Raw genomic sequence first — 26,854 nt, 5'->3', positions numbered from 1 at the left:
GCACCAGTACGACCAGTAACGCCGGTAGTGCCAGTAGCACCAGTAGGACCAGTTACGCCAGTAGGACCTAATATTGGTTGGTAAAATATCTTTAGTATAGGTGGATTTGAACTTTCTTTTGAAGAAAATGCTGCTAGAGAATTTATGACATTTTCACAGCCACGTATTGTGACTCCATAATTATCATAGATACCTAAAGCCCAACCTTTAACTAAGTCTGTTATGTCTATACCAATATAAGAATATTTGTCTGATACACTTATTTTTCTGGTGTATCCAGTAGATTCAAAAGTAGGAGCATTATTCCAGATCACTGAGTTTTCATTGAAATTTTGCGTATTTCGATATATTGTAATTTCAGAATCTCTAAAAGTACAATCTTTTAGATTGATATCATCAACATATAAGTATAATGTTGCTCTTGATATCATTGTTCCATATGGGATATCTGGGTTTAGATTGAACTTTATTAAAGATCTAAATATATTAGAATGGCAACTATGCCTAGTATAATTGCCAACTAATAAAAATGGTGCTGAAGAAAAGTTTTCATTTGGATTTAAACTTGAAATATAAACATCGTCGGTTGGCAATACATTAATATAAGCCATATTTTTTTAATCACCTCACTATAGTGATAGTATTAGATAACTACATTTGGTATATTACTAGTAGTATAGTTATTGAGTAAGTTAATTTAGTGGACACATAAAAACTATAAGACGAAAATCGGACATTATAGCGTAATGTATAATTATCTAGTATACAATATGTAATAAGAAGGTAAAATGTGTCTAAAAATGCCATGAATAACTTGTACTAATGGGGTGGTTCATATAAATTGTATTGTGATTAAGACGAAGACTACATGTGATTAAACCTTAAATTCAGCAATAATATTAAATAATATACTAAGGAGAGATAATATGTGTGGTAGATTCTATCTTGAAGAAGGATTTTCTCATAAAGGTGTTAACTTGGATAATAAAATAAGCATAGAGTACGGAGAAAGACTTCCATCAAATAAAGCTTTAATTATGACTTATAGTGAAAGTGATACTATGAAATGGGGACTTCCATATGAGAATAAGCTTGTTATAAATGCCAGATCAGAGAGCCTATTTGATAAAAAGATGTTTTTAGAGCTTATAAAGAGTAAGAGATGTGTTATTCCAGCCAATTGGTTTTATGATTGGAAGAATGGTGTTAAGTACAAGATAAGCCTTAAAGAAGACAAAATTTTTTATATGGCAGGAATATATGGCAAGTATATCAATAAAGAAAATAAAGTAGAAAATGGATTTGTTATAATAACGGCTAGTGCAAATAAAGAAATGAGTGAAATTCACCATAGAATTCCTGTAATGCTTAATGAAGATGAAAAAGATATCTATCTTAATCCAGATGGTGATCTGATGACTGTAAAGGGATTATTAAGGGCAGTTGAGGATGGTTCGTTGTATATAACGGCAGATAGTGGCAGTGAACAACTTTCGCTGTTTTGAGTTTAATGTTCGTGATTTTGCAAATTTTAAAGAAATATAAAAACAATGAAAAAAATATTTAATATACCTGTAATTAAAGTACTGCCTAAAAAATATAATAAAAATGTGACATAAATAAAAAAAAGCAAAATTTCTATTGATTTTTTCTTCGACATGTTATAACATACTTTTGTAAGGTAAATGCGAATAATTAATTAACAATTTCATATAACGTTCACATCGTATATGCTTAATAATATGGATTAAGCGTTTCTACCGGGAGGCCATAAACTACCTGACTACGAATGTGCAGTTGCTATTAAAATTATCTATGTATAATTTTAATATTTTAGTGATTGTATATTCCTGGGCAGACTAAAGCTCAGGAATTTTTTTATTCTTTAGAAAATTATAATTCAGCGAGTTTTTTTATTGTATTTGAAAGGATGTAGAATATGAAACTACTTAAGGAAAAGATCCTAACTGATGGAAGAGCAAGAGGCTCGAATATTTTAAAGGTCGATAGCTTCTTAAATCATCAATTGGATATAAGATTATTAAATGAAATAGGTAAAGAGTTTAGAAGTAGATTCCAACAAGATAAGGTGGACAAGATATTGACCATAGAGGCATCTGGAATTGGTATAGCAAGTATAGCATCCCAATATTTTGATTATGTTCCAGTAGTTTTTGCAAAAAAAGCTGAGAGTTTAAATATTGATAAAGAAGTTTATGAATCAAAAGTACATTCATTTACAAAGAATAAAGATTATAACGTTATGGTTGGAAAGCAGTTCTTAAAAGAAGGCGAAAATGTTTTAATAATAGATGACTTTCTTGCTAATGGCTGTGCAGCAATCGGACTTATAGATATAGTTAAGCAAGCAGGTGCAAATATAATTGGTGTTGGTATTGTTATTGAAAAGGGATTTCAAGATGGAAGAAAGAAAATCGAAGAATTAGGTCATAGAGTTGAATCTCTTGCAATAATTGAAAAAATGGAAGAGGGAAAAATTTATTTTAAATAAATTTACATAGTCTACTTATTATCAAACTTAGGGAGGAAATAAAATGAAAAGATTTTTAAAAATAATGTGTAGTGCAGTAGTTGCTTCATCTTTACTTCTAGTTGGATGTGCAAGTAAGAGTGAAAATAACAGCAGTAGTGATAAGGGCAGTGATAAGAAGCCAGTAGTAGGTTTCTTATATGTTGGACCTGTTGGTGACGGTGGATTTACTTATTCACATGATCAAGGAAGACTTTACTTAGAAAAAGAATTAGGGGTTAAAACAGTAGCAAAGGAATCAGTTAAAGAAGATAAAGCTGAAGTTGAAAAAGCTGTTGAAGATATGATAGAACAAGGTGTTACAGTAATATTTGGAACAAGTTTTGGATTCCAAGAAGGTATGCTTTCAGAAGCAAAGAAGCATCCAGAAGTTAAATTCATGCACTGTTCAGGATATGAAACAGCTGACAACATGGGTCAATATTTTGGAAAGATTCATGAGATGATGTACTTAAATGGTATAGTTGCTGGTCTTAAGACAAAGTCTAATACATTAGGTTTCGTTGGAGCATTTCCTATACCAGAAGTTATAAGAAATATAAATGCATTTACACTTGGTGCACAATCAGTAAACAAGAACGTAAAAGTTAAAGTAAACTGGACTAACACTTGGTATGATCCAGCTAAGGAAAAAGATGCTGCAACAGCTTTAATAGATGCAGGCGCTGACGTAATAGCACAACATCAAGATACTGCAGGTCCACAACAAGCAGCAGAAGCAAAGGGTGTATACTCAGTTGGATATAACACAGATATGAGCAAAACAGCTCCAAAGGCTAATATGACATCAGCAGTTTGGAACTGGGGGCCTTACTATGTAAAAGTTGTTAAATCAATAATGGATGGTTCATGGAAGTCAGGAAAGTATTGGGGAGAATACGCTGACGGAGTAGTTGATTTAGCTCCACTTACAGCTAATGCACCAGAAAATGCTAAGGCAGCAGTAGAAAAAGCAGAAGCTGATATAAAAGCAGGTAAAGGTATATTTGTAGGACCAATAAATGATCAAAAAGGTGCTGTAAAAGTTGAATCAGGAAAAACTTTAACTGATGATGAAGTTTGGAATATGAACTGGTTTGTTCAAGGAGTAGATGGAACTATTCCAAATCAATAATAGACAGTATATAAAATTTTGAATTTGAGCTGAAGAATTCTATTCTTCAGTTCTCTTATATTGTGGAGGAAGATATGAATAAAAAGCCTTTAATTGCATTAAAAGGAATTAGTAAAACTTTCGGAAAAGTAGCTGCAAATAAGAATATTCATCTTGATATTTACGGTGGAGAAATTCATGCACTTTTAGGAGAGAATGGAGCAGGTAAAAGTACTCTAATTAGTGTTATATCAGGTGTATACATGCCTGATGAAGGAACTATGGAGTGGAACGGAGAAAAAGTAAACTTCACTTCTCCTAAGGAAGCTATGAAATATGGAGTAGGTACTATATATCAGCACTTTAAACTTGTAGAAGCTATGACTGCAAGAGAAAACATACTGCTAGGCCAAAAGGGTAAGATTTTTAGAAATGATAATAAAGTAGATAAAGATATAAAGAATATAATTGAAACTTATGTTTTAGATGTAGATTTAGACAAGTATGTTATGGATATGTCTGTAGGTGAAAGACAAAATCTTGAAATATTAAAGGTGCTATATAGAGGAGCAAAGCTTTTGATATTAGACGAGCCTACCACTGTATTTACACCTCAAGAGACGGAAAAGCTTTTTAAGATTATGAGAAAAATGAAAGAACAGGGGTGCGCTCTAATATTCATCTCTCATAAAATGGATGAAGTAATGGAAATCTGCGATAAGATAACAATACTAAGAAAAGGTGAAACTGTTAAAACCTTAGATAAAGTTAACACCAATCCAAAGGAATTAACTGAAGCTATGGTAGGTAGAGCGGTAGACTTATCCATAGAAAAAGTAGAATGTACTAGAGAAGAAAAACTATTAACTGTAGATAATCTTGTGGTTTTAAATGAAGAAAAAGCCGAAGCAGTAAAATCAATTTCCTTCGAAATAAAAGCAGGAGAAGTATTTGGAATAGCTGGAATTGCTGGTTCTGGACAAAAAGAGTTATGTGAAGCAATTGCAGGAATAGCAAGTGTTAAATCTGGTAATATTGTATTTGAAGGTGAAAATTTAGTTGGGAAAAACCCGAGAGAATTTGTTAAAAGAGGTATAAGCATGAGTTTTATACCAGAAGATAGACTTGGAATGGGATTAGTTGGGTCTATGGATATGGTTGATAACATGCTGTTAAAAACTTATTACTCTGAAAAGGGCTTTTTGATAAATAGAAAACCAGTTGCAGAAAAGGCTAAAGCTTTAAAAGGAACATTGGACATAAAAACACCAAGCATTCATTATCCAATAAAATATTTATCTGGGGGAAACATTCAAAAAATACTTTTAGGTAGAGAACTAAGTTCAAATCCAAAGCTTTTGATAATGGCTTATCCGGTAAGAGGATTGGATATAAACACATGTTTTATTATCTATAATCTTATAAATGAAGCTAAATCTAAAGGAACAGCTGTCCTATTTATAGGTGAAGACTTAGATGTTTTAATGCAGCTTTGTGATAGAATCATGGTAATGTGTGATGGGGCTTCTAGCGGAATAATAAATTCAGAAGATGCTACCAGAGAAAAACTTGGACTTATGATGGTTGGAGCAGATGAATAGGAGTAGGAGGGAATAGCTTTGGCAAGACTAATAAAAAGAGAAGAGATAAGTAAAACTACAAGAATTAAGGTAATGGCAATTGCTATATTATTGGCTTTTGTAGTTGCAGGAATATTTTTAGCCATACTTGGTTATGAACCTTTAAGTGTATTTGGATCAATGATAAAAGGTTCTTTTGGTTCAATTTATAGAGTTAGACAAACTATTATAAGAGCAATACCTTTAGTCATAGCATCTATAGGGATTTCAGTAGCATTTAAAATGCTATTTTGGAACATTGGTGGAGAAGGGCAGATTTTTATGGGAGCTTTAGGAGCTGCATTAGTTGCTCTTAACATGCCTAACCTCTCAAAACCAGTATTGCTTTTACTAATGCTAGTAGCTTCAATCGTATTGGGAGGACTATGGGCTCTACTATCAGGAATTTTAAAGGTTTATTTTAATACTAATGAAACAATAATAACACTAATGCTTAATTATATAGCTTTAAAGTTTATAACATATTTACAATATGGACCACTTAGAGATAAAAAAGCTATGAATTTTCCTAAGATACCTAATTTCTCTGATAATGCTATATTGCCTAAATTATTCAACATACATATAGGTTGGATATTTGCAATAATAATTGTTATAGTATTTTATTTTGTTATGAAGCATTCAAAACTTGGATATGAGATTTCAGTTATAGGGGAAAGCCATAATACTGCAAGATATGCAGGAATAGGTATAAATAAAACTATACTAAAGGCAATATTTATAAGTGGAGCACTTTGTGGTATTGTTGGGTTTATTCAAGCTTCCGCAGTTAGTGGTACACTTTCTACAGAAATCACTGGAGGAGTTGGAAATACAGCAATTATAATTGCTTGGTTATCGAATCTTAATTCCATTGTTATACTAATAGTTTCAGTTTTGTTTGCAGCTCTATTAGAGGGTGGTAATTATATTCAAACAGCATTTGGTATACCTAATGCTGCAGCATCTGTGATACAGGCATTGATATTGTTCTTTGTTCTTGGTAGTGACTTGTTTATGCGATATAAAATTTCTTTTAGGAGGAATGAATAATGAATATGATATCATTTTTACATGCTACAATAGTAGCTGGAACTCCTCTGTTATTAGCTACTCTAGGTGAAATACTTACAGAAAAGGTTGGTAATCTGAACCTAGGGGTAGAAGGAATGATGCTCATGGGAGCTGTAATGGGATTTATAGTAGGTTATAATACAGGAAATCCATATATGGCGCTTTTAGCTGCAATGATTGCTGGAGGTTTAGGTGGCTTTATTTATGGAGTTTTAACTGTAGGATTAAGAGCAAATCAAGTAGTTACAGGTTTAACTTTAACCATATTTGGTACTGGATTATCCAGTCTTTTAGGACAAAAGGTTGTTGGTCAGGTAGTTCCGAACACAATTAAGGATTTTTTTGCTCCAGTTAGCGTTCCGGTTTTAAGTAAGATTCCATATATAGGACCGATACTTTTTACACAAGATGTGTTTGTTTATATATCATATTTATTAGCAATAATTACTGGTATTTATCTATATAATACTAGAGCAGGACTAAATTTAAGAGCAGTTGGAGAAAACGCTGCAGCTGCTGATGCGGTGAGTATTAATGTTAGTTTATATAAGTATATAAATATAACCCTAGGTGGTGCTTTAGCTGGGCTTGGGGGAGCATATCTTTCACTAGTTTATGTTCCTGCATGGCAAGAAAATATAGTAGCAGGTAGAGGATGGATTGCTGTGGCTTTAGTTATCTTTGCAGCTTGGAATCCTTATAAAGCAATAATAGGTGCATATTTATTTGGTGGATTAGATATAATAGGGTTTAGACTAGGAAAAGTAGTTATAAACCAATACTTCTTATCAATGCTTCCATACTTAGTAACAATTGTAGTTTTAGTATTTGTGTCAGCTAAAAAATCGAAGAAAAATTCTCCTCCTAAAGGCCTTGGAAATAGTTACTTTAGAGAAGAAAGATAAATTAGTTACTTTTCTATTGATTTTTAATTCTTTGTGTGTTATATTCTATTAGATAACAAAAAACCTTTAAACCAGTCCAGAGAGGCTGTAAGGAGTAGGATATAATTACAGGAACTTTTATGTGGTTTTATAACTTCTTACAGTAGTAAGAAGTTTTTTTATTTTAATCAAGTACTTTAATTTAGTCCAGAGAGGCTAAAAAGGAAGCGAAAGCTTCCCCAATATTTAATCAAGGGGGATTTTTTTATGGCAAGTAATGCAATAAAGAGACAAGAAGTAGTAAATTCAAAAGCAGGAAGTGTAGATGTTAATGAAAAGCTACCGCTAAAGACAGCAATTCCGTTAAGTTTCCAACATTTATTTGCGATGTTTGGATCATCAGTTCTAGTACCAATTCTTTTTAACGTAGATCCAGCTATAGTGTTATTCTTTAATGGAATAGGAACATTGCTTTATGCGTTCATAACTAAGAAAAAAATACCTGCATACTTAGGATCAAGCTTTGCTTTCATAGCGCCAGTATTTGCTTTGATGGGTAAAGGGTTAAGTTTCGCAGAAGTACAAAGTGGATTCGTTGTTGTGGGGATTGTATTCTCCGTAGTAGCTTTAATAATAGGTGTAACAGGTGTAGGCTGGATAAAAAAGGTGTTTCCACCTGCATCAATGGGTGCAATAGTCGCAATAATAGGTCTTGAATTAGTACCAGTAGCTGCTGACATGGCAGGCTTCGCAGTTGGTGGATCAAATACAAAAGTATTTAACCCAACATGGGCACTTATATCAATGATAACTTTATTAACAGTAATATTTTGTTCAGTATTATGCAGAGGATTTATGAAAATCATTCCTATACTTATAGGTATAGTTGTAGGTTATGTACTTGCCGTTGCAATGGGAATCGTTGATTTCTCAGCTGTAAGCAATGCAAGTCTGATAGCAGTACCAAAGTTTACATTAGTAAAATTTAATTTGACAGCAATAATAACAATAGTACCAGCAGCTTTCGTTGTAATAGCAGAACATATAGGACATTTAGCAGTAACAGGAAATATAGTTGGAAGAGATTTAACTGAAGATCCAGGTCTTCATAAATCAATGTTAGGTGATGGATTATCAACAATACTATCAGGTCTTTTTGGATCAGTTCCAACAACTACATATGGTGAAAATATAGGTGTACTTGCTATAACTAAAGTATATAGTGTATATGTAATAATGGGTGCAGGAGCATTATCAATAGTTCTTGGGTTCTCAGGAAAACTTGCAGCACTAATAAGAAGTGTACCTACTCCAGTAATAGGAGGAATATCACTTCTACTATTTGGAACGATAGCAATAGCAGGTTTTAGAACTTTCGTAGAAGAAAAAGTTGACTTCTCAAAGCAAAGAAACTTAATGTTAACTTCAGTAATCTTCGTAGTAGGATTAAGCGGAATGAAGATAACTTTAGGAACTGTAGAAGTAAAAGGAATGGTATTAGCAACACTTGTAGCGGTAGTGCTTAACTTAGTGTTTATAATATTTGATAAATTAGGTCTAATGAACGAAACAGAATAAAAGTTTATTTAATAAACTGACTTATAGGATGATATCCAATCTAAAAGTTATAAATTCATGAATATTAATTTAATCATGAATTTGGCTTAAAGATTGGATATTTTTTACTGTGTAAGAAAGTATAAAGTTTTTATACAGGGTAAACCTAGACATTTTAACGCTCTCAGAAGTCTTTTGTGGCTATACAGTAAAAAATAAAACTTATTCGTCTGCCAGATTTTCCTCGTATACATTCGTGAAGGTAGATGCGTTAAAAAAGCTCACTGATGAAGGCCGCTTCAACGATTTTTTATTACAACATAGAAAGGTTATAAAGATTAAATAAAACGCCAATAATAATAGTTAATAATGAGATCTAATATATGAATAAATCTATATGAAGAAGTCGTTTACATAAGGATTATCCATCAAAGATGGCAGTGTTGCTTTGTTCGGAGGTAATCAAGAATTTATTGGTTAATAATTCTTTAAGTGAAATATAAGTTCCAATTGGATTATTTTATTACTTAAATGGATAATTAAACAAGTATCATTAAGTTAAATTTTAGTTAAGTAAATGATGATAATGTTAAAAAAACATAGATTAAGTTATTAAAGTTAAAAAGTGAAGAAAATAATTAAAATTATTAATGAAACTTAACACAATCTTAACAAACAACTTGTATCATTAATAGAGTTGAGCAAATAAAAGTTATATCATAGGAGGAAGCTATGTTTAATTTATCACCTAAAAACGACAAATTTTTTGATTTATTTATTTCATTTTCCGAGATTATAAGTGATGCAGCGCACGCACTTGATGATTTTGTAAAGTCTCCAAATGAGGCAAATGAAAAATACGAACACTTAAGAGATATCGAACACAGAGGCGATGATGAGCTACACAAAATTCTTGAGGAAGTAAATAACAGCTTTATCACACCTATTGATAGAGAAGATATTTTTATCATTGGTAAAGCACTTGATGATGTAGTTGATTATATCGAAGATACTGCAGCAAGATTTTTAATGTACAATGTTAACGAAGTTAATGAAAATGCATTACTTATTTCAGCTAATATTGTAAAAGCAAGTAATGAAATCAAACTTTTAATGCAAGCTTTTAAAAATATGAAAAATACAGCTGAGATAAAAAACAAGATAGTAGAAGTTAATAAACTTGAAAATGATTGCGATAGAATATACAGAGAAAGTATGAAAGCACTATTTAGTGGTGGAACAAAGGAAATCAAAATAATCATTTGGAAGGATATTTATGAATCTTTAGAAGATGCAATAGATTCATGTGAAAAGCTTGCAAATGTTATTGAAGGAGTTGTAACAAAGCATGTCTAGTTCTGTATTAGTAGTAACTATAATTGTTGTTATTTTAGCGTTAGGCTTTGACTTCATAAATGGTTTCCATGATACTGCTAATTCTATAGCTACATCCGTATCTACAAGAGTTCTAACTCCTAAGCAGGCTATAATGATGTCAGCTGTTCTAAACTTTGTAGGTGCATTTATAAGTACTAAGGTTGCTAAGACAGTTGGATCAGATATAGTTGATCCGAGTTTAATACCTCAAACAGTAGTGCTTGCAGCTTTAGTTGCAGCAATAATATGGAATCTTGTCACTTGGTATTTTGCTATACCTAGTAGTTCTTCACATGCACTTATTGGAGGACTTATAGGATCAGCAATAGTATTTAAGGCAAGTTTTGCAGTTGTTAACTGGCATAATGTTTTATTTAAAATAGTTTTATGGTTATTTTTATCTCCAGTTATTGGTTTTGTTATAGGTTATATATTTATGACTCTTTTAAACTGGATTTTAAGAAAAGCAAAACCACATCAAGTAACAAAGTCATTTTCAAAGCTACAGATATTGTCAGCTGCTTTGATGGCTTTTAATCATGGTGGAAATGATGCACAAAAATCAATGGGTATAATTTCTGCAGCTTTACTAAGTGGTGGATTAATTACTACATTCCATGTTCCTTTTTGGGTAAAAGCTGGATGTGCTGCTGCAATGGCATTAGGTACATCTGTAGGTGGATGGAAGATAATAAAGACAATGGGAGTTAATATGGCAAAACTTGCACCAGTAAATGGCTTTGCAGCTGAAACAAGTGCTGCTGCTGTAATATTTAGTGCTACTATGCTTAACGCTCCAGTAAGTACTACTCATATAATTTCAGGTTCAATTATGGGTGTTGGAGCTTCAAAGAGATTTTCATCTGTTAGATGGAGTTTAGCTCAAAATATAATGTGGACATGGGTTATAACTATTCCAATATGTGCTACTCTAGGCGGGGTAGTAATATTTATAATTAAGCTTTTATAATTCGCGGAATTTTAATTACATAATATAAACTTTTTGTTCCAAAGTAGCTATAGCTTTGTGATGCTGGTGTAAATCAAGCATTTCTTAAAGCATAGTTACTTTGGAATTTTTTATTATACAGAGATGTAAAAAGTTTTACGTTCTGTTTAAGGATATTATAAAATTAAGTGGTTATGCGTAAGCTCATTAAAGCATCGGATGCATAACCACTTAATTTCAATATAGGACTTTGGCAGTGCTTAATATTAAGATTGTTGCATGATTTGATTAAGTAAATCTGGATAGTTAGTGATTATTCCGTCTATTCCTAAGTCCAAGAGTTTTTTCATATATTCAACTTCATTTACTGTATATGTGTTTATTTGAAAGCCCTTAGATTTAATATCATCCACCAGATTCTTATTTAGAACTGAAAAAAACTGAGGATGCATAGCATCAGCTCCGCAAAGCCTGCAATAATCACTAGGCTTATATATCCAACAATCATATAGAAGACCTATTTTATATGAATTATCTAATGTCTTAATTTTAACCATAGAATAATGGTTAAAAGAAGATAAGATTATTTTGTCTTTTTGATAACTATATTTATCAAGTAAATTTAAAGTGATACGTTCTAGCCCTTCATATGGAATTATACTGTTCTTTAGTTCTAAATTTATAAATAAGTGATTTTCTTTTGAAAATGCAATGAAATCTTCTAAAGCTGGAATCTTTTGTCCATTGCCAAAGTCAAGCTTTAATAATTCAGAATAAGTATAGTCTTTCACCAGTCCAGATCCATTAGAGGTTCTATCTAAGGTTTCATCATGAATTAACACAGGAACACCGTCTTTAGTAAGCTGTACATCTGTTTCAATTCCATTACAATAAGCTTCTGAAGCTTTTTTAAATGCTAGCATAGTATTTTCAGGGTATTTGCCGCTAAAGCCTCTATGGGCAATATTAAGAGTCATATAATCACCTCATAATTATTTATATAGATCAGTTTAATATATTATTTTTTCACTGTAAAGAAAAGTATAAAATACTAGAGCTAACTAAACTTAGATTATGTTAAAATATAAACTTTGATTTTTTACTAAAACATTGGTAAAATTTTATTAAAGAATACTACATGTAATGCTTAGAAGGTTATTAATAAAATTAGGAGATAATAATAGAAGATATGGCAACAATAAAAGATATAGCAAGTAAAGCTGGTGTTTCTATAGCAACTGTATCAAGAGTGCTAAATTTTGATGATACTTTGAATGTGTCTGATGTCACCAAAAAGAAAATTTTTGAGGTAGCAGAAGAATTAAATTATATGACAATGAAGCAAAGAAAAAATAAGAAAAGCTCCTATCAAATAGGGGTAATACATTGGTATACTGATCGAGAAGAGTTACTTGATCCTTACTATATGTCAATTAGGATGGCAATAGAAAGAAAATTTAGTGAAGAAAGTATAAGCTTCACAAGAATTAATGAAGTGGCTGATAATATGTATACCGTTGATGGTATAATTGCAATAGGAAAATTTGGAGAGGAAGATATTGATAAATTTAAAGATTTATCTAAAAATATTGTATTTGTAGACTGTTCTCCAAATGAAGAAATTTATGATTCTGTAGTTATAGATTTTAGGAGAGCTGTTAATGAGGTTTTAAATTATCTAACAAATCTGGGTCATGAAAGAATAGCATATATCGGTGGACGTGAAGCAATTAATGATGGTAAAGAAAATATAGTAGATTATAGAGAGGTTACATATACGCAGTATATGAAAGATATGAATTTATATAGGTCGGAATACATAAGGGTAGGTAATTTTACTCCTGGTAGCGGATATGAACTGATGAACAGTTTATTGAAGCAGGAGGTTATGCCAAGTGCAGTTTTTATAGCTAGTGATTCTATGGCTATAGGGGCATATAAGGCTATAAATGAAAGAGGATTATCAATTCCAAAGGATATAAGTATTGTAGGATTTAATGATATTTCTACAGCTCAATTTATTGTTCCTCCATTAACTACAATAAAGGCTCATACTGAGTTTATGGGAGAAATAGCATTTGATCTTTTAATGGAAAGATTAAAAAAGGATAGAGAAATTTGCAAAAAGGTTATAGTCCCAACAAAACTAATTGTTAGAGATAGTTGCATTGAGCCAAATTAAATTTATTTAAAATGATATAAATAAAGCTGATGATTTTCTATAAATAACTGCAAAAGATAAGGATGAAAAAATGTGAAATACAGGAATACTAAAGATGATAGATTAAGAATTGGGTTTATTACAGTATATCTTATACATATTGCTCTTCTAAAGATCTTCATTGACAAAAGCATTTTCTTTATTGATATTACTTTAAGTACCATTGTTTTAATAATTATATACCGCATAGTAAAAAAATATACTGTAAAAAGAATGATGAAGTATAAAATGAATAATATTGATAAATTGAGTGGTGAAGATTTCGAGGAGTTTTTAGCTTTAAAGTTTAAAAGGCTGGGATATAAGGTTAAACTGACCCCGACAACTGCTGATTATGGTGCGGACTTAGTGATAAAGAAAGATAAATCAAAGATAGTGGTTCAAGCTAAAAGATGGAATAGTAAGGTTGGAGTAGAGGCAGTTCAGCAAGTAGTAGCTTCTATGAAATATTATAATGCTGATAGATCTATGGTTATAACTAACAGCTATTTTACTGAGAATGCGAAAATATTGGCTAAATATAATGAAGTAGAATTATGCGATAGAAGGAAGCTTTATAATATTATAGAATCTAAAAATAACAATGAAATATTTAATGACAAAGTATGCCCTAAATGTGGAGCTGATTTAGTTCTTAGGAATGGCAGATACGGGCATTTTTATGGATGTGAAGGCTACCCAGGATGTAGCTTTACCATGAGAGTAGAAGGCTCTTATAACTATCGCAATGCCAAATAGTAGAGAGAGTTTATTGAAATTGTTTTTTAGAAGTCAATTTGTTCTGAGATTTGTAATAAAGTTATATAATTATTTTTGTAATATAACTGAGGATAACAGGCTCTATATATAGTGAAGCTAGCAAAAAAGCAATTATAAAAGACAAATTTTTTGAAATAAGGAGAAACAAATGCAAGTAGAAATTTTCTTAAATGGAGTAAAAGAACCTGTAGTTTACAAAGGTGATAGGATAGATGTCTTAGACTTTAAAATGAACAATGTAGATTATAAGCAAATAAGATGCTTTATAAATGGATTTAGCAAAAGTGAACTAATAGAGAAAAAACTGATAAAAAGAATATCAGAGAAATCTGAATAAAAAAATGGGCTATCTCCAAAACTAATTATAATAGTTTGGAGGTGATTTTATGTCTAAAAAAAATCAACAATCATCATGGAATAGTAAAAGATTCAAGAGTCCTGAAAAGAATGAACAGGAACCAGTTAAAGAAATTCAAAACAAGCATAAAAATAAGTAATTCCAATATAATAGATGGTCAAAGACTGCTTCTAAAATGAAGCGGTCTTTTATTTTTTTACTACGTTAAAGAATATTCCTTTTAGATAATTTATACATAAATTTTCAAGTTTAAGGCAAATTAATAAAGAAAATACATTAATTTTGCAAAGGGGTGTTTATTTTTGAAAAAAAGATTAATTGTATCTATATTATTAAGTGTAGCTTTATCTATTCCTACAATAGCATATGGCATAGATAATCAGACTACAAATACTAATGTAGATAACAGAAATCAAGTTTACCAAAATGAAAGCTATCATCATAAAGTAAAAGCTTCGGAAAGAGAAAATAAGCTTAAAGCTTTATTAAATGTTGAAGGATTGAGTAGTGAAAATAAAAAATCACTAGAAGTTGTTTTGCAGAAAAAGCTTGAACTAAAACAACAATTTTTTAGTTTAGCAGGAAATAAAGTACAGGATCAAAAAGGATTTGATGAATTTAAAAGTCAAGCAAAAGCGATAAAAGACAAAGTAATGAATAAAGAAATTACTGAGGAAGAAGGTAAGAAACAGCTTGATGAACTAAGAAATAATAGAAAAGAATCATCAGAGATGTGGAAAAACCTAAGTGCTGATGGAAAAAAGAAAATGGAAGAATTGCAAAAAGAATCAAAAGCTTTAAGAGAAGATAATAAGAAATATTTTGAAGAATATAAAAAAGCTGCAGAGAGCAAAGATACTTCCAGTATAAATAATGCAGCTAAAAATGTAATTGATGCAATTAGTAAACAAAATTCATTAATGCAAAGAAAAATAGATATTTTGAAAGAAGAAGCTAAATAAATACAATTGATGAAAACAGTATAGTAGTGAAATTATGAATTTTGGATTATCAGGTGAAAAGATATATAGGTGTTATTAAATGAAACGGTACAGTTTAATGTGCCGTTTTAAATATAAATAAAGGGATTTTATATATTAAGTAATAATAAAACATAATTTTGTATAAATTAGTACAAGTTTAATTAAAAATACATTATAATTTAATAGTCAAAATATAAATTATAGTGAATAGATTAAGAGTTAGTTAATATTGAACTATAAGGAAAGATAAAATTATGAAAAGGCGAGAGGAATTATGAAAGGGGATTTAATATTATTACTTGGTATTGCTAATATACCTTTATATAAAATGATTTATGAGACTTTCTTTCAAGATACCATGAGAAAAGATGATGCTAAGATTAAAAGTAATTCTGTAATATATAGTATTGGACTAGAACATAAAAATAAAGATGATGGAAGAGTCTCTTTATTTTTATTACTTTGCGTTTTAGCTATAGCATTTGAATTTTTTATAATAGAGGGGACAATATCAATTTTTATATCTTAGATATATACTTCTATTTTGTAATTAGGTTAGGAAGCCTATAAAAATGCAGACTACTTCGATTTAGAAATATAAATTTTAATTGGAGATAGGCTGTTTTTTTATTCTTTAGAAATTTATAATTCAATTGGTCATTAGATAAGTATGTATTCTCCTAGTCATAGGGTATAGCAATATGTGTTTGTTAAACATAGTATATATGGACTTAATTGAAAAAGTAACCATATTTATGAGCTGATATACTAATTTGTTTATAAAAGCTAATAATTTTTGATATAATAGTATTAAATTATAAAGCGTTTAAATGTTTTGGGTATTGTTAAATAAGTATATATTACACTTGTTTTATTTATACATATGAGAAATAATTTGTGCATTTTAGGAGGCTAATATGAGTAAAGAAAAACCGCTTATAGGAATTGTGGGAAACCTTTTATCCATAGATAATGGAGCTTTTTTAGGTAGTGAAAGAGTATACGTTACAGATGCGTATGTTGATTCAATAATAAGGGCTGGAGGGGCTCCAGTTATAATTCCTCCAGTCTTGGATAAAGAGGCTTTAAATATTATAGTGAGTCAAATGGATGGCATATTGTTATCTGGGGGATATGATGTTGATCCACTTCTTTATGGGGAAGAGCCAAAGCAAAAACTTGGATTTGTTCATAGAGTAGTAGATGAGGCTACAATAGAAGTAATAAAAACAGCATATAGCAACGGCAAATCCATATTTGGAATATGCAAGGGAGCTCAAGTTTTAAATGTGGCTTTTGGAGGAACTGTATATCAAGATATGTCCTATATTGAGGGAAGTTATATAAAACATGAACAAAATGCTCCGAATTTTAGAGGAACTCATCCAGTAACTATTGAAAAAAATAGTAAATTATATAAAATAGTAGGAGGGGACATTTTGGTTAACAGTTATCATCATCAAGCGATAAATGATGTAGCTGATGGTTTTAATGTAGTAGCAGTGGCAAGTGATGGAGTTATTGAGGCCATTGAGAAAAGTGATGATGGCTTCGTTATGGCAGTTCAATGGCACCCAGAAATGATGAGTAAGTATGATAAGACGATGCAGGGGCTGTTTAATAGTTTTGTTAATTCCTGTATTAATAAACATATATAATAAAAAGATTTAAGATGACACACTTCAATTTGAAAATATAAGTTCAATTATGAAGTGGTTCATCTATAGCTCAATATGAATTACTATATATATTATAAATAAAAAAATACGATAAAGGACTGAAAAAATGAAGAGTATATCTGTATACGCAGTAGATAGTTTTGCTAATGAAATATTTAAAGGAAATCCAGCTGGAGTTTGCATATTGAACGAGGAATTAGAGGACGGTACTATGCAGCTCATAGCTAAGGAGCTAAAGTTTTCTGAAACAGCCTTTATTATGGCTTTTAAGGATAACATATATAGTATTAGATGGTTCACTCCAGAATATGAGGTTGATATATGTGGTCATGCTACTTTAGCAGCTTCGCATGTTTTGTTAAATGAAATAAAGATTCCATTTGGAAATATACTTTACAGCGGCAACAAAGGAATAATCAAGGCTTGCAAAGAGGATAATGAAGAAATAAGCTTAGATTTTCAAATTGATGAGCCAGAAACAAATATACCATTTAATTACGAAGAAATAGCAAAATCATTAGCAATAGATAAATACTTAAATGTTTTTTGTGGAAAATTAACAGGAAAGTTAGTATTTGAGTTAAAAAATGAAGAAGAAATAAGAGCTGTTAAACCTAATTTTGATGCGATGAAGGATATTCGGGTAGAAGGGCTAAAAGGGGTTGGAATAACAGCAAACTCAGATAATGAATATGACTTTGTTACAAGATATTTTAACCCTTGGGCAGGAGTAAATGAGGATTATGTAACTGGTTCAGTTCATACCTTATTAGCTAAGTATTGGTCTTCAAAAAAAGATAAGAATTTTCTAAAAGCGAAGCAGCTTTCACCAAGAGAAGGAGATGTAAGTTTGCATATACTTGATAATGGTAGAGTGAAATTATCTGGAAGAGCTGTATTGGTGTTAAAGGGAGAAATGTTTATATAAGTTAGAAATTAATTTGATAAATACATTTTATGATGAAGTTCTACATTTATTGATGTACCACTTCATCATAAAATATCTATTTTTAAGAGTATAGGTATAACTATACTCTATTTCTTTTTTCATTTTTTAGATAAGCTTCTATATTTTTATTAACTTCTAAAATTAAATTCTGTCTTGCCTCTATGCTTGCCCATGCAATATGAGGTGTTATAAAAAGTTTATCTGAATTAGACACACTTAGTAGAGGATTTGATTTATCAATTGGTTCCTTAGAGATAACATCTAAACTAGCACCTAAGATTAAATTCTCGTCTATTGCTTTTGCTAAAGCCTCTTCATTGATTATTCCACCACGTCCCATATTTAATAATATTGCTGTTTTTTTCATTTGAGTAAGTTCTTTATAATCAATAAGATTTTTTGTAAGCTCATTTAACGGACAATGGATAGATACAACATCACTTTTTGAAAGCAATTCATAAAGATCAACTCTTTTGTAAGAGCTATTAGAATTTTTGCCTGAAGTTGAGTAGTATATAACCTCACATCCAAAAGCAGAAGCTACAGTAGCTACTCCTCTACCAATTTCACCAAGACCAATTATACCAAAGGTTTTGTCTTTTAACTCCCAAAAGTTTTTATCGATATGTGTAAAGATTTCACTCTTAGAGTATTCACCTGTTTTAACGTAGTTATCATAATATTTAAGGTTCTCTAGAAGATATAGCAGTGAAGCGAAGGTGTGTTGTACAACACTGTTTGTAGAGTAACCTGCTACGTTGGTAACTGCGATATTATTGCTGTTTGCATAGTTTAAATCTACATTGTTTGTGCCAGTGGCAGTAAGACATATTAGTTTTAAGTTTGGACATTTAGCTAGATTGGCTTCGTTTAATAAAACCTTATTAGTAATAATAACTTCAGCATTCTTTATTCTCTCTACGACCTGTTCAGGGGTAGTTGTCTCATAAACTATTAAATCACCAAAAGAATTTAAAATACTTAAATCTATGTCATCTCCTAGAGTTTTAGCATCAAGAATAACAAGTTTCATTATATCTCCTCCATAATCTAAAGACTTTTAATTAATATTATATGATAACCAGTTTGCAAATTAAATGATAAGTTTAAATACTTTTAAATTAGGCGCTGTTACAGCACCGTGTTGGAATTAATTGGTTAATCATCCGACGCTCTTTAGATGAACAACTCTATAATTAAGCTTATACTCTTAGGTTTAGAGTTGTTCATCCTTAATGAGCTTACGCAAAGAATTAATATTCTTTTTATATAGCATATTTGCGCTTAAAAAATTCTTAAATATAAAAATATATTATAGTTTATTTATAATAATTTGCAAATAATAATGAAGTAAAGATACAAAAAATATCTTTATTTTTGATAAGTATATGTATAAATATACGTTATACGAGGAGAGATTATTTTATGATAACAAAAGATAAAAAACATTATATAGGTTTAATATTTCTAATTTGCATTTTTATATGGTCGCTTATTAGACCTAAAAGCTATTTAATTTGGATTCTGGAATCAGCTCCATTAATTATAGGGATTCCTGTATTATTATTAACATATAAGAAATTTAAGTTTTCTAATTTTACATATATGATGATACTTATTGCTTCATGCGTGATGCTTATAGGTGGCCATTATAGTTATACTGAAGTTCCACTTTTTTCATGGATACAAAAAAATTTTAACTTAAGCAGAAATCATTATGATAGAGTTGGACATTTTGTTCAAGGAGCAACAGCTACTTTAATAATCAGGGAAATATTGTGGAAGCTTAGAGTAGTAAAGCAGAAAATATGGCTTGTTATAATTTCTATATGTATATGTTTGGCTGTAAGTGCATTTTATGAGATTATAGAATTTGCTATTACATATATAGTAGGAGGAGAAGCCGATGCTTTCTTAGGTATGCAAGGAGACATATGGGATGCACAATGGGATATGATTTGCGCATTAGCAGGTGCTATAGTTTTTAATTTTATATTTTCAGCATTAGGCTATGATGAAAAGAAAGATTAGTATATAGAATTTTTATACTGTACAAGAAGTATAAAATTTAATTCATATTGTCTCAAAATCTTTTAACATCATAGTGAAAATAATGATATAATAATAAGGTTAGACTTTCTAACCTTATTGCTATTTATAATCATAAACTCTTTAAGTATAGAGATTAAAACGAAGTTTTAAGGAAATGATTTATAAATAGTGTATTTGTTTAATTGTTCATCCATTGTAGGAGGTGAATTCTTTGAATTTTAGATATGGAAACTTAGGTGAGTTGTGCAAGCCTCATATATTAAAAAAAGGTGAAACTTATTATATAGGAGAATATGTTTTTGATTTTGAGATTCAAGATATAGAAGAAGATTTATCGAGAAGTATAAGATGCTATGTTGCATCAGAGTACTTTGATCAGTATTTAGTAAATTTCCAAATAGATTTTAAAAATAAGCTTATAGAAGGGAAATGTACCTGTGCAAGCTATCTTAAGGATGGAAAGGTATGTAGCCATATAGCAGCAGGGTATCTTCATTATTTAAACAAAATAGCGAAGAAAGAAGTAAAGAAAGTTAGTATAGTAGAGCAAATGGTAAAGCTATATGATAACTTAGTTACTACAAAAAAGCAGAAAGAACCAGTAAAATTAGAAATTGCTTTAACTCTTAACAAAGAAAATGCTTTATTGGATTTAAAGATTGGAACTGATAAGTTATATTCAGTTAGAGACCTTGAAAGATTTCTTTTAGATATAAAGAAAGAAGATTGCATTTTGGAGTTCGGAAAGGGATTTATTTTGGACCTAAACGAACAATATTTTAATGATTACGATAATAATCTAATTTGTTTTCTTCAAGATTTGCTTTCCATTGGAGAAATTGCATCAGAAAAAGGAGGGGCTAATAAGTTATTTCAAGGTAAATATATAAAACTAGTTGATTCAAGTTTAAAAAGAGTATTAGAGCAGAGTAAGGATAAAGCGATAAATATAACAATTGATTCAGATAAATATGAGAATTGTAGAATATCTACAGATGAATTAAAGTTTGAAGCAAAGATTGAAGAAGAGCTAGTAGGAATGCGAGTTAAACCTAAGATTAGTCTGCCAGTGCCAATTACAACTGACTATGAATATATGTTTTATGATAAAAATATTTATAGATGTGATAAAAGAAATGCAAATAAATTAAAGGCTATATGCCCATTCTTTATAGGCAGTGAAGATAATGAACTCATTATACCAAATAGGGAAAAAGGCTTGTTCATAGGGAAAATCTTGCCTGTTTTAAATACGATTTCTAACATAGAACTGCCTGATACTTTAAAAAAGAAACTGGAGGAGACAGGTGCTTCACTAACCTGTAAGTTTTATTTCGATAAAGTAGGTAAGCATGTAGAATTAAAGGTTAAGTTTAACTATAAGATTGTTGAAATAGATGCTGTTTCAGAAAAATATGTACCTAAAGATATATCAGTTATAAGGGATATAGATAAAGAAGAAGAAGTTAAGAACTTATTAATATCAATGGGATTTATAAAGAATAAAGATAATTTAGTTATAAGTGATGAGGAAAAAATAATTCAACTTCAAAATGAAGGGTTAGAGAAATTAGCTCAGTTTGGAGAAATATATTATTCTGAGTCTTTCAAAAAGTTTAAGGTAATAAAAAAGCTTACTTTAAGTGCGAGCACAAGAATTAATGAAGAGGATTTGCTTGAGTTTTCTTTTAATATAGATGAATTGACCAATGAAGAACTTGTTGGCACTATCAAAGCTTTAAGAAGTGGTAAAAAATATTATAAAGCATCTGATAAAGGATTTATTATGCTTGATGATCCTATGCTCCAAAATTTCAACAGAATTTTAGAGTCATTAAATGTAAAGGAAAGCAGTCTTCTAAATGATACAGTTGACCTTGATAAATATAATGCTTTATATCTTAATGATAAAATAAACAAATATCTTAGTGGCAATATTGTTAAGATGGATGACAGCTTTTCAAAATTGATAGATTCTTTTGAAGATATAAAAAAGGAAGAAATAAGCCTGCCACAACAATTGAATTGTGAGATGAGAAATTATCAGATAGATGGTTACAAGTGGCTCAAGACATTGAAAAAGTATGGATTCGGAGGAATATTGGCAGATGAAATGGGCTTAGGTAAGACTCTTCAAACAATTTCTTTACTTTTATCAGAAAAGGAAGACAAAAAAACTAATCCATCAGTAGTAATATGCCCAACCTCTCTTTTATACAATTGGAAAGAAGAGTTAGAGAGATTTGCTCCTTCGTTGAAGGTTTTAGTTTATTATGGAAGTAAAGCTAATAGAAATAAGCTTGAGGATGAGTTTAAGAATGTTGATGTTATATTAACAACTTACCCTATTGTTAGAATAGATATAGAAGATTTGAAAAAACATACCTTTAACATAGCTATTATTGATGAAGCTCAAAATATTAAGAACAGTATTTCACAGAATTCAAGAAGTGTAAAGGAATTAAAAGCGGAAAATAGATTCGCCTTAACAGGAACACCAATTGAAAATTCACTTATGGAACTTTGGTCCATATTCGATTTTATAATGCCAGGATTCCTTTTTTCTTCAAATTCTTTCAAAAAGAAATATGAGCTTCCTATAATTAAGGACGAAGATAAAACTGTATTAAATGAGCTTTTATCTAAAGTTACTCCGTTTATTTTAAGACGTAAGAAAAAGGATGTGCTTAGTGAATTGCCTCCTAAGATTGAGAGAAAGGTAGCAGTTGAGCTAAATAAGGAACAAAGAAAATTATATTCCACTTACGTGAAGATATTTAAAAACGAGATTCAATCTAATATAGAAAAAAATGGGGTAAATAAGAGTAAGCTTCAGATATTATCAGCACTTACAAGGCTTAGACAATTGTGCTGTGATCCATCAACCTTCATAAATGATTATACAGGGGGAAGCAGTAAGCTTGATACTCTATATGAACTTATAGAAAGTTGTATCCAAGAAGGGCATAGAATTTTATTATTTTCTCAGTTTACATCAGCGCTTAAGAATATAGGAAAACAACTTCAGGAAACTGGAGTATCCTATATGTACTTAGATGGTGCTGTAAAGTCAGAAGAAAGACTGGAATTAGTAAATTCTTTTAATAGTGGAGACAGCTCTGTGTTTTTGATTTCTTTAAAAGCAGGTGGAGCTGGGCTTAATCTTACTTCAGCTGATGTGGTTATTCACTTTGATCCTTGGTGGAATCCAGCTGTGGAGGATCAAGCCACAGATAGAGCTCATAGGATAGGTCAAGAAAATAGTGTTGAAGTAATAAAGCTAATAGCTAAAGGAACTATAGAAGAAAAGATATATAAACTTCAAGAAAAGAAGAAGGATATAATCAATAATGTGATGGAAGAAGAGGCTATAGCATCATCTGTGATAAGTACTATGAATATTGATGATATAAAAGAACTTTTTAATGAAACAGAATATTAAACAATTAAAAACTCACTGAAGTAATCTTCTTCAGTGAGTTTTTTGTACATCTAACGTTCCTATATTAGTTCATACCTTTGAATTCTAGATATTCATCGTATGTTGATTTTCTATCAACTACTGTTTCTGAAGTTAATTCTATAACTCTGTTTGCAATAGTTTGAACAAATTGGTGGTCATGACAAGCGAATAGAAGCACGCTCTTAAAGTCTATAAGACCATTATTTACAGCTGTTATTGATTCAAGATCTAAATGGTTTGTTGGTTGATCAAGAATTAAAACATTAGCTGAGCTAAGCATCATTCTAGATAACATACAACGAACCTTTTCTCCTCCAGAAAGCACACTTGCTTCTTTTAAAGCTTCTTCTCCAGAGAACAACATTCTACCTAAGAAACCTCTTAAGTAACTTTCAGATTTTTCATCTGAATATTGTCTTAACCAATCAACTAAGCTAAGGTTGCAGTTATTAAAATACTCAGTGTTATCCTTAGGGAAATAAGCTTGAGAAGTAGTTATACCCCATTTGTAGCTACCACTATCTGCTTCCATTTCTCCGTTAAGAATCTTAAATAGAGTAGTTACAGCTATTTCATCACCAACGAAAGCTATCTTATCTTCTCTACCAATCATGAAGCTTACGTTATCAAGAACTTTAACTCCATCAATTGTTTTACTGATTCCATCCACTGTAAGAACATCATTTCCAACTTCTCTTTCAGGTTTGAAGCCAACAAATGGATATCTTCTGCTTGATGGTTGTATATCATCTAATGTAATCTTATCTAAAAGCTTCTTTCTTGAAGTAGCTTGCTTAGATTTTGAAGCATTAGCACTAAATCTTGCGATAAAGTTTTGAAGGTCTTTAATTTTTTCTTCCTTCTTCTTGTTTTGATCTTTTGACATTGCAAGAGCTAATTGGCTTGATTCATACCAGAAATCATAGTTACCAACATAAAGCTTAATCTTTCCAAAGTCAACGTCACAGATATTAGTACAAACCATGTTTAAGAAATGTCTATCATGGGATACTACTATTACTGTACCTTCAAAATCAGCTAAGAAGTTTTCAAGCCAGTTAATTGATTTTATATCAAGATGGTTTGTAGGTTCGTCAAGTATTAGTACGCCAGGCTTACCAAATAAAGCTTGAGCAAGTAAAACCTTTATCTTATCTCCGCTAGTTAGTTCTCCAACATTTCTGTAATGAAGATCAGTTCCAATTCCTAAACCTTGAAGTAAAGAAGAAGCTTCTGATTCTGCTTCCCAACCATTCATGTCAGCAAATTCACCTTCAAGCTCTGAAGCTTTGATTCCATCTTCATCACTAAAGTCTTCTTTAGCATAAAGAGCATCCTTTTCCTTCATTATCTCATAAAGTCTTTCATTACCTCTGATTACAGTTTCTAAAACTTGTGAATCATCGAATTGGTAGTGATCCTGTTTTAACACAGAAACTCTCACATTTGGTGCAACTATAACTTCTCCAGTATTTGGCTCAACTTCTCCTGATAAAATCTTAAGGAATGTTGATTTACCAGCACCATTTGCTCCTATAACACCATAACAGTTTCCTGGAGTAAATTTTAAAGTTACATCCTCAAATAGTTTACGGCCGCCATATCTTAAGCCTACATTAACAACGTTTATCATTTACACTTTCCTTTCCGTTCAATTACCAATTTTTATAACATTTAAAAGCATCATATTAAAGAAAATATGTTTAATCACCAGCTGAAATGGAAGTGTAATTACATCCGATACTTGGATGAGCTTACCCCTCAATTTCAATAATAGTTTTAAACAAAGCCTCAAGAATAAAAAGATGCCTGTTATTACAAACTTTAATTTATATAGTTGTATAGAAGTTTAATATTAAAACTATACAAACTATCTTTGAAAATATGTACAATATCATACATGATAAGTACTTTAAACATTTATCACACAATTCAAGATTATATCATAAAAATATAGATTTAGTATATATATTACTTTGGAAAAAAAGTAAGCTATCTCATAATGAGATAGCTATATAAGTCTTAATTTAAGCATAACTTTCAGCTTCAGCAATAAGTTCATCCATTAATTCTCTAACAGATACAATTTTATCTATTCTATGAGCATTGCTTCCACAGAATATTAAAGCATCCTCTAAATTACCTTCAACTGCATTAATAAGAGCTTTTGTTATACAGTACGGGGTAGTAGCAGGGTTGCATTTTGTTATGCACTTATAACATTTAGTAACCTTTATATTACCTTCCTTTGTTTTTGAAACAAAAGGATTCATGATAGCACGACCTGGCATTCCAACTGGACTTTTAACTATTGCTATGTCTTCTAAAGTAGAATTTACATAAGCCATCTTAAAGTTTATATGTGCATCACATTCTTCTGTAGCTACAAATCTCGTAGCCATTTGTACTCCACTTACACCTAAAGCTAACATTTTAGCAATATCTGTACCGGTATATACACCACCAGCGGCTATAAGAGGTATAGATTTGTTGTATTTTTCTTCATATATCTTAATAACATTTAATATCTTAGTTAACTCATCTTCCACTGAGTAGTCAGAGTTGTTTAGATCTTCAAGTTTAAAGCCTAGATGACCACCAGCTGCAGGACCTTCATATACAACAGCATCTGGAGCTACCTTATAGTTTCTATCCCAAAGCTTCATTATTACATTAGCTGCTTTGTCAGAAGAAATAATTGGTGCTATTTTAACATTAGAACCTTTACAAAGTTCAGGAAGATGTGTAGGGAGACCTGCACCAGAAATTATGATTTGTGCTCCAGCTTCAATGGATGTCTTTACTAATTCATCGTAATTATTTGCAGCACACATTATATTTACACCTATAATTCCGTCTTTAGCCTTACTTAAAGCGGTCTTAATATGATTTTTTAATGCTCTTAAGTTTGCTTCTAATGGAGATTTTTCAAAATCAGGTTCTTTAAAACCTATTTGAGCAGCTGATATTATTCCAATACCTCCACAAGATGCTACAGCAGATGCAAGGTTTGATAAAGAAACTCCAACACCCATTCCGCCCTGTATTATTGGAACCTTTGCAATTAAATCACCAATTTTCAGTGGTTTTAGTTTCATAAAAATATCCCTCTCTCGAATAAAAAAAATATTTTGATAGTCAAAGTATTTATATTATAGTATAGTAATGTATGTAGAGATTAATGTCAACTATTGATTAACACATCAATTCGAAGATTACTTATCTAAATTAAAAATCATTCACGATAAATTGTAAAATTAAGCTTAAATTAATAAATTATTAAGGA

The 26,854-nt window shown here is 30.6% G+C and carries 23 protein-coding genes and 1 riboswitch; of the genes, 18 read left to right on the top strand and 5 right to left on the bottom strand.

The annotated features are described in order from the left end of the window. Positions 1-611: DNRLRE domain-containing protein (locus J3477_RS12460; RefSeq protein WP_206870275.1), on the bottom strand; the 611-nt coding region annotated here is incomplete at its 3' end. Between the two features lie 315 nt (positions 612-926). Between J3477_RS12460 and J3477_RS12455 the strand changes: the two genes are divergently transcribed. From J3477_RS12455 to J3477_RS12415, 9 genes are all read left to right on the top strand, one after another. Further along, positions 927-1,505, top strand: coding sequence for an SOS response-associated peptidase (locus J3477_RS12455; RefSeq protein WP_206870274.1), 579 nt, complete (start codon positions 927-929; stop codon positions 1,503-1,505). Between the two features lie 199 nt (positions 1,506-1,704). Next, a riboswitch (purine riboswitch) is annotated at positions 1,705-1,807 on the top strand. A gap of 132 nt (positions 1,808-1,939) precedes the next feature. Continuing rightward, positions 1,940-2,512: a xanthine phosphoribosyltransferase gene (locus J3477_RS12450; RefSeq protein WP_206870273.1), complete on the top strand. Its 573-nt coding sequence runs from the start codon at positions 1,940-1,942 to the stop codon at positions 2,510-2,512. A gap of 43 nt (positions 2,513-2,555) precedes the next feature. Further along, a complete protein-coding gene (locus J3477_RS12445) occupies positions 2,556-3,665 on the top strand; it encodes a BMP family ABC transporter substrate-binding protein (RefSeq protein ID WP_206870272.1) in 1,110 nt (369 codons plus the stop codon). Between the two features lie 74 nt (positions 3,666-3,739). Further along, positions 3,740-5,245, top strand: coding sequence for an ABC transporter ATP-binding protein (locus J3477_RS12440; RefSeq protein WP_206870271.1), 1,506 nt, complete (start codon positions 3,740-3,742; stop codon positions 5,243-5,245). 18 nt (positions 5,246-5,263) lie between these two features. Beyond that, a complete protein-coding gene (locus J3477_RS12435) occupies positions 5,264-6,316 on the top strand; it encodes an ABC transporter permease (protein WP_206870270.1) in 1,053 nt (350 codons plus the stop codon). Beyond that, positions 6,316-7,242 carry an ABC transporter permease gene (locus J3477_RS12430; protein ID WP_371876600.1) on the top strand — a complete coding sequence of 309 codons (927 nt, stop codon included), beginning with the start codon at positions 6,316-6,318 and terminating at the stop codon, positions 7,240-7,242. Before J3477_RS12435 ends, J3477_RS12430 begins: the two co-directional genes overlap by 1 nt. A 246-nt stretch (positions 7,243-7,488) precedes the next feature. Beyond that, a complete protein-coding gene (uraA, locus tag J3477_RS12425; protein WP_206870269.1) occupies positions 7,489-8,799 on the top strand; it encodes a uracil permease in 1,311 nt (436 codons plus the stop codon). A 711-nt stretch (positions 8,800-9,510) separates the two neighbouring features. Continuing rightward, the gene (locus J3477_RS12420; RefSeq protein ID WP_206870268.1) at positions 9,511-10,134 is read left to right on the top strand and encodes a DUF47 domain-containing protein; all 624 of its coding nucleotides are present in this window, start codon (positions 9,511-9,513) and stop codon (positions 10,132-10,134) included. Next, a complete protein-coding gene (locus J3477_RS12415) occupies positions 10,127-11,125 on the top strand; it encodes an inorganic phosphate transporter (protein WP_206870267.1) in 999 nt (332 codons plus the stop codon). The genes J3477_RS12420 and J3477_RS12415 overlap by 8 nt, the downstream gene beginning before the upstream one ends. Positions 11,126-11,370: 245 nt before the next feature. Here J3477_RS12415 and J3477_RS12410 read toward each other — a convergent pair whose 3' ends face one another. After that, a complete protein-coding gene (locus tag J3477_RS12410) occupies positions 11,371-12,081 on the bottom strand; it encodes a glycerophosphodiester phosphodiesterase (protein ID WP_206870266.1) in 711 nt (236 codons plus the stop codon). A gap of 212 nt (positions 12,082-12,293) precedes the next feature. Between J3477_RS12410 and J3477_RS12405 the strand changes: the two genes are divergently transcribed. From J3477_RS12405 to J3477_RS12375, 7 genes are all read left to right on the top strand, one after another. Next, positions 12,294-13,286 carry a LacI family DNA-binding transcriptional regulator gene (locus J3477_RS12405; protein WP_206870265.1) on the top strand — a complete coding sequence of 331 codons (993 nt, stop codon included), beginning with the start codon at positions 12,294-12,296 and terminating at the stop codon, positions 13,284-13,286. Positions 13,287-13,358: 72 nt separating this feature from the next. Next, a complete protein-coding gene (locus tag J3477_RS12400) occupies positions 13,359-14,063 on the top strand; it encodes a restriction endonuclease (protein ID WP_206870264.1) in 705 nt (234 codons plus the stop codon). A 169-nt stretch (positions 14,064-14,232) separates the two neighbouring features. Continuing rightward, the gene (locus J3477_RS12395; protein ID WP_206870263.1) at positions 14,233-14,421 is read left to right on the top strand and encodes a hypothetical protein; all 189 of its coding nucleotides are present in this window, start codon (positions 14,233-14,235) and stop codon (positions 14,419-14,421) included. A 323-nt stretch (positions 14,422-14,744) separates the two neighbouring features. Beyond that, complete coding sequence (locus J3477_RS12390; protein WP_206870262.1) at positions 14,745-15,404, top strand: hypothetical protein; 660 nt, start codon at positions 14,745-14,747, stop codon at positions 15,402-15,404. A gap of 295 nt (positions 15,405-15,699) precedes the next feature. Continuing rightward, complete coding sequence (locus tag J3477_RS12385; protein WP_206870261.1) at positions 15,700-15,954, top strand: hypothetical protein; 255 nt, start codon at positions 15,700-15,702, stop codon at positions 15,952-15,954. 388 nt (positions 15,955-16,342) lie between these two features. Further along, the gene (locus J3477_RS12380; protein ID WP_206870260.1) at positions 16,343-17,083 is read left to right on the top strand and encodes a gamma-glutamyl-gamma-aminobutyrate hydrolase family protein; all 741 of its coding nucleotides are present in this window, start codon (positions 16,343-16,345) and stop codon (positions 17,081-17,083) included. A 127-nt stretch (positions 17,084-17,210) separates the two neighbouring features. Beyond that, entirely contained in the window at positions 17,211-18,032 is an 822-nt protein-coding gene (locus J3477_RS12375; protein WP_206870259.1) for a PhzF family phenazine biosynthesis protein, read from the top strand. Positions 18,033-18,132: 100 nt separating this feature from the next. Here the strand turns inward: J3477_RS12375 and J3477_RS12370 are convergent, their stop codons facing one another. Continuing rightward, the gene (locus J3477_RS12370; RefSeq protein ID WP_206870738.1) at positions 18,133-19,089 is read right to left on the bottom strand and encodes a D-2-hydroxyacid dehydrogenase; all 957 of its coding nucleotides are present in this window, start codon (positions 19,087-19,089) and stop codon (positions 18,133-18,135) included. 389 nt (positions 19,090-19,478) lie between these two features. On the opposite strand from J3477_RS12370, the gene J3477_RS12365 reads away from it, so the two are divergent. Both J3477_RS12365 and J3477_RS12360 read left to right on the top strand, forming a co-directional pair. Further along, positions 19,479-20,084 (top strand): DUF2238 domain-containing protein, encoded by a 606-nt coding sequence (locus J3477_RS12365; protein ID WP_206870258.1) that lies wholly within the window; start codon positions 19,479-19,481, stop codon positions 20,082-20,084. 232 nt (positions 20,085-20,316) lie between these two features. Continuing rightward, complete coding sequence (locus J3477_RS12360; RefSeq protein ID WP_206870257.1) at positions 20,317-23,547, top strand: DEAD/DEAH box helicase; 3,231 nt, start codon at positions 20,317-20,319, stop codon at positions 23,545-23,547. Positions 23,548-23,611: 64 nt separating this feature from the next. Here J3477_RS12360 and J3477_RS12355 read toward each other — a convergent pair whose 3' ends face one another. Both J3477_RS12355 and J3477_RS12350 read right to left on the bottom strand, forming a co-directional pair. Then, on the bottom strand, positions 23,612-25,201 hold the full coding sequence (locus J3477_RS12355) for an ABC-F family ATP-binding cassette domain-containing protein (protein ID WP_206870256.1): 1,590 nt from the start codon (positions 25,199-25,201) through the stop codon (positions 23,612-23,614). 394 nt (positions 25,202-25,595) lie between these two features. Then, the gene (locus J3477_RS12350; protein WP_206870255.1) at positions 25,596-26,666 is read right to left on the bottom strand and encodes an NAD(P)H-dependent flavin oxidoreductase; all 1,071 of its coding nucleotides are present in this window, start codon (positions 26,664-26,666) and stop codon (positions 25,596-25,598) included. Positions 26,667-26,854 lie beyond the last annotated feature (188 nt).

This window comes from Clostridium zeae (assembly GCF_017312485.1).
GTDB lineage: Bacteria > Bacillota > Clostridia > Clostridiales > Clostridiaceae > Clostridium_AR > Clostridium_AR zeae.
The sequence above is the reverse complement of the archived record's forward strand: the minus strand, read 5'-3'. Positions and strand labels throughout refer to the sequence as shown.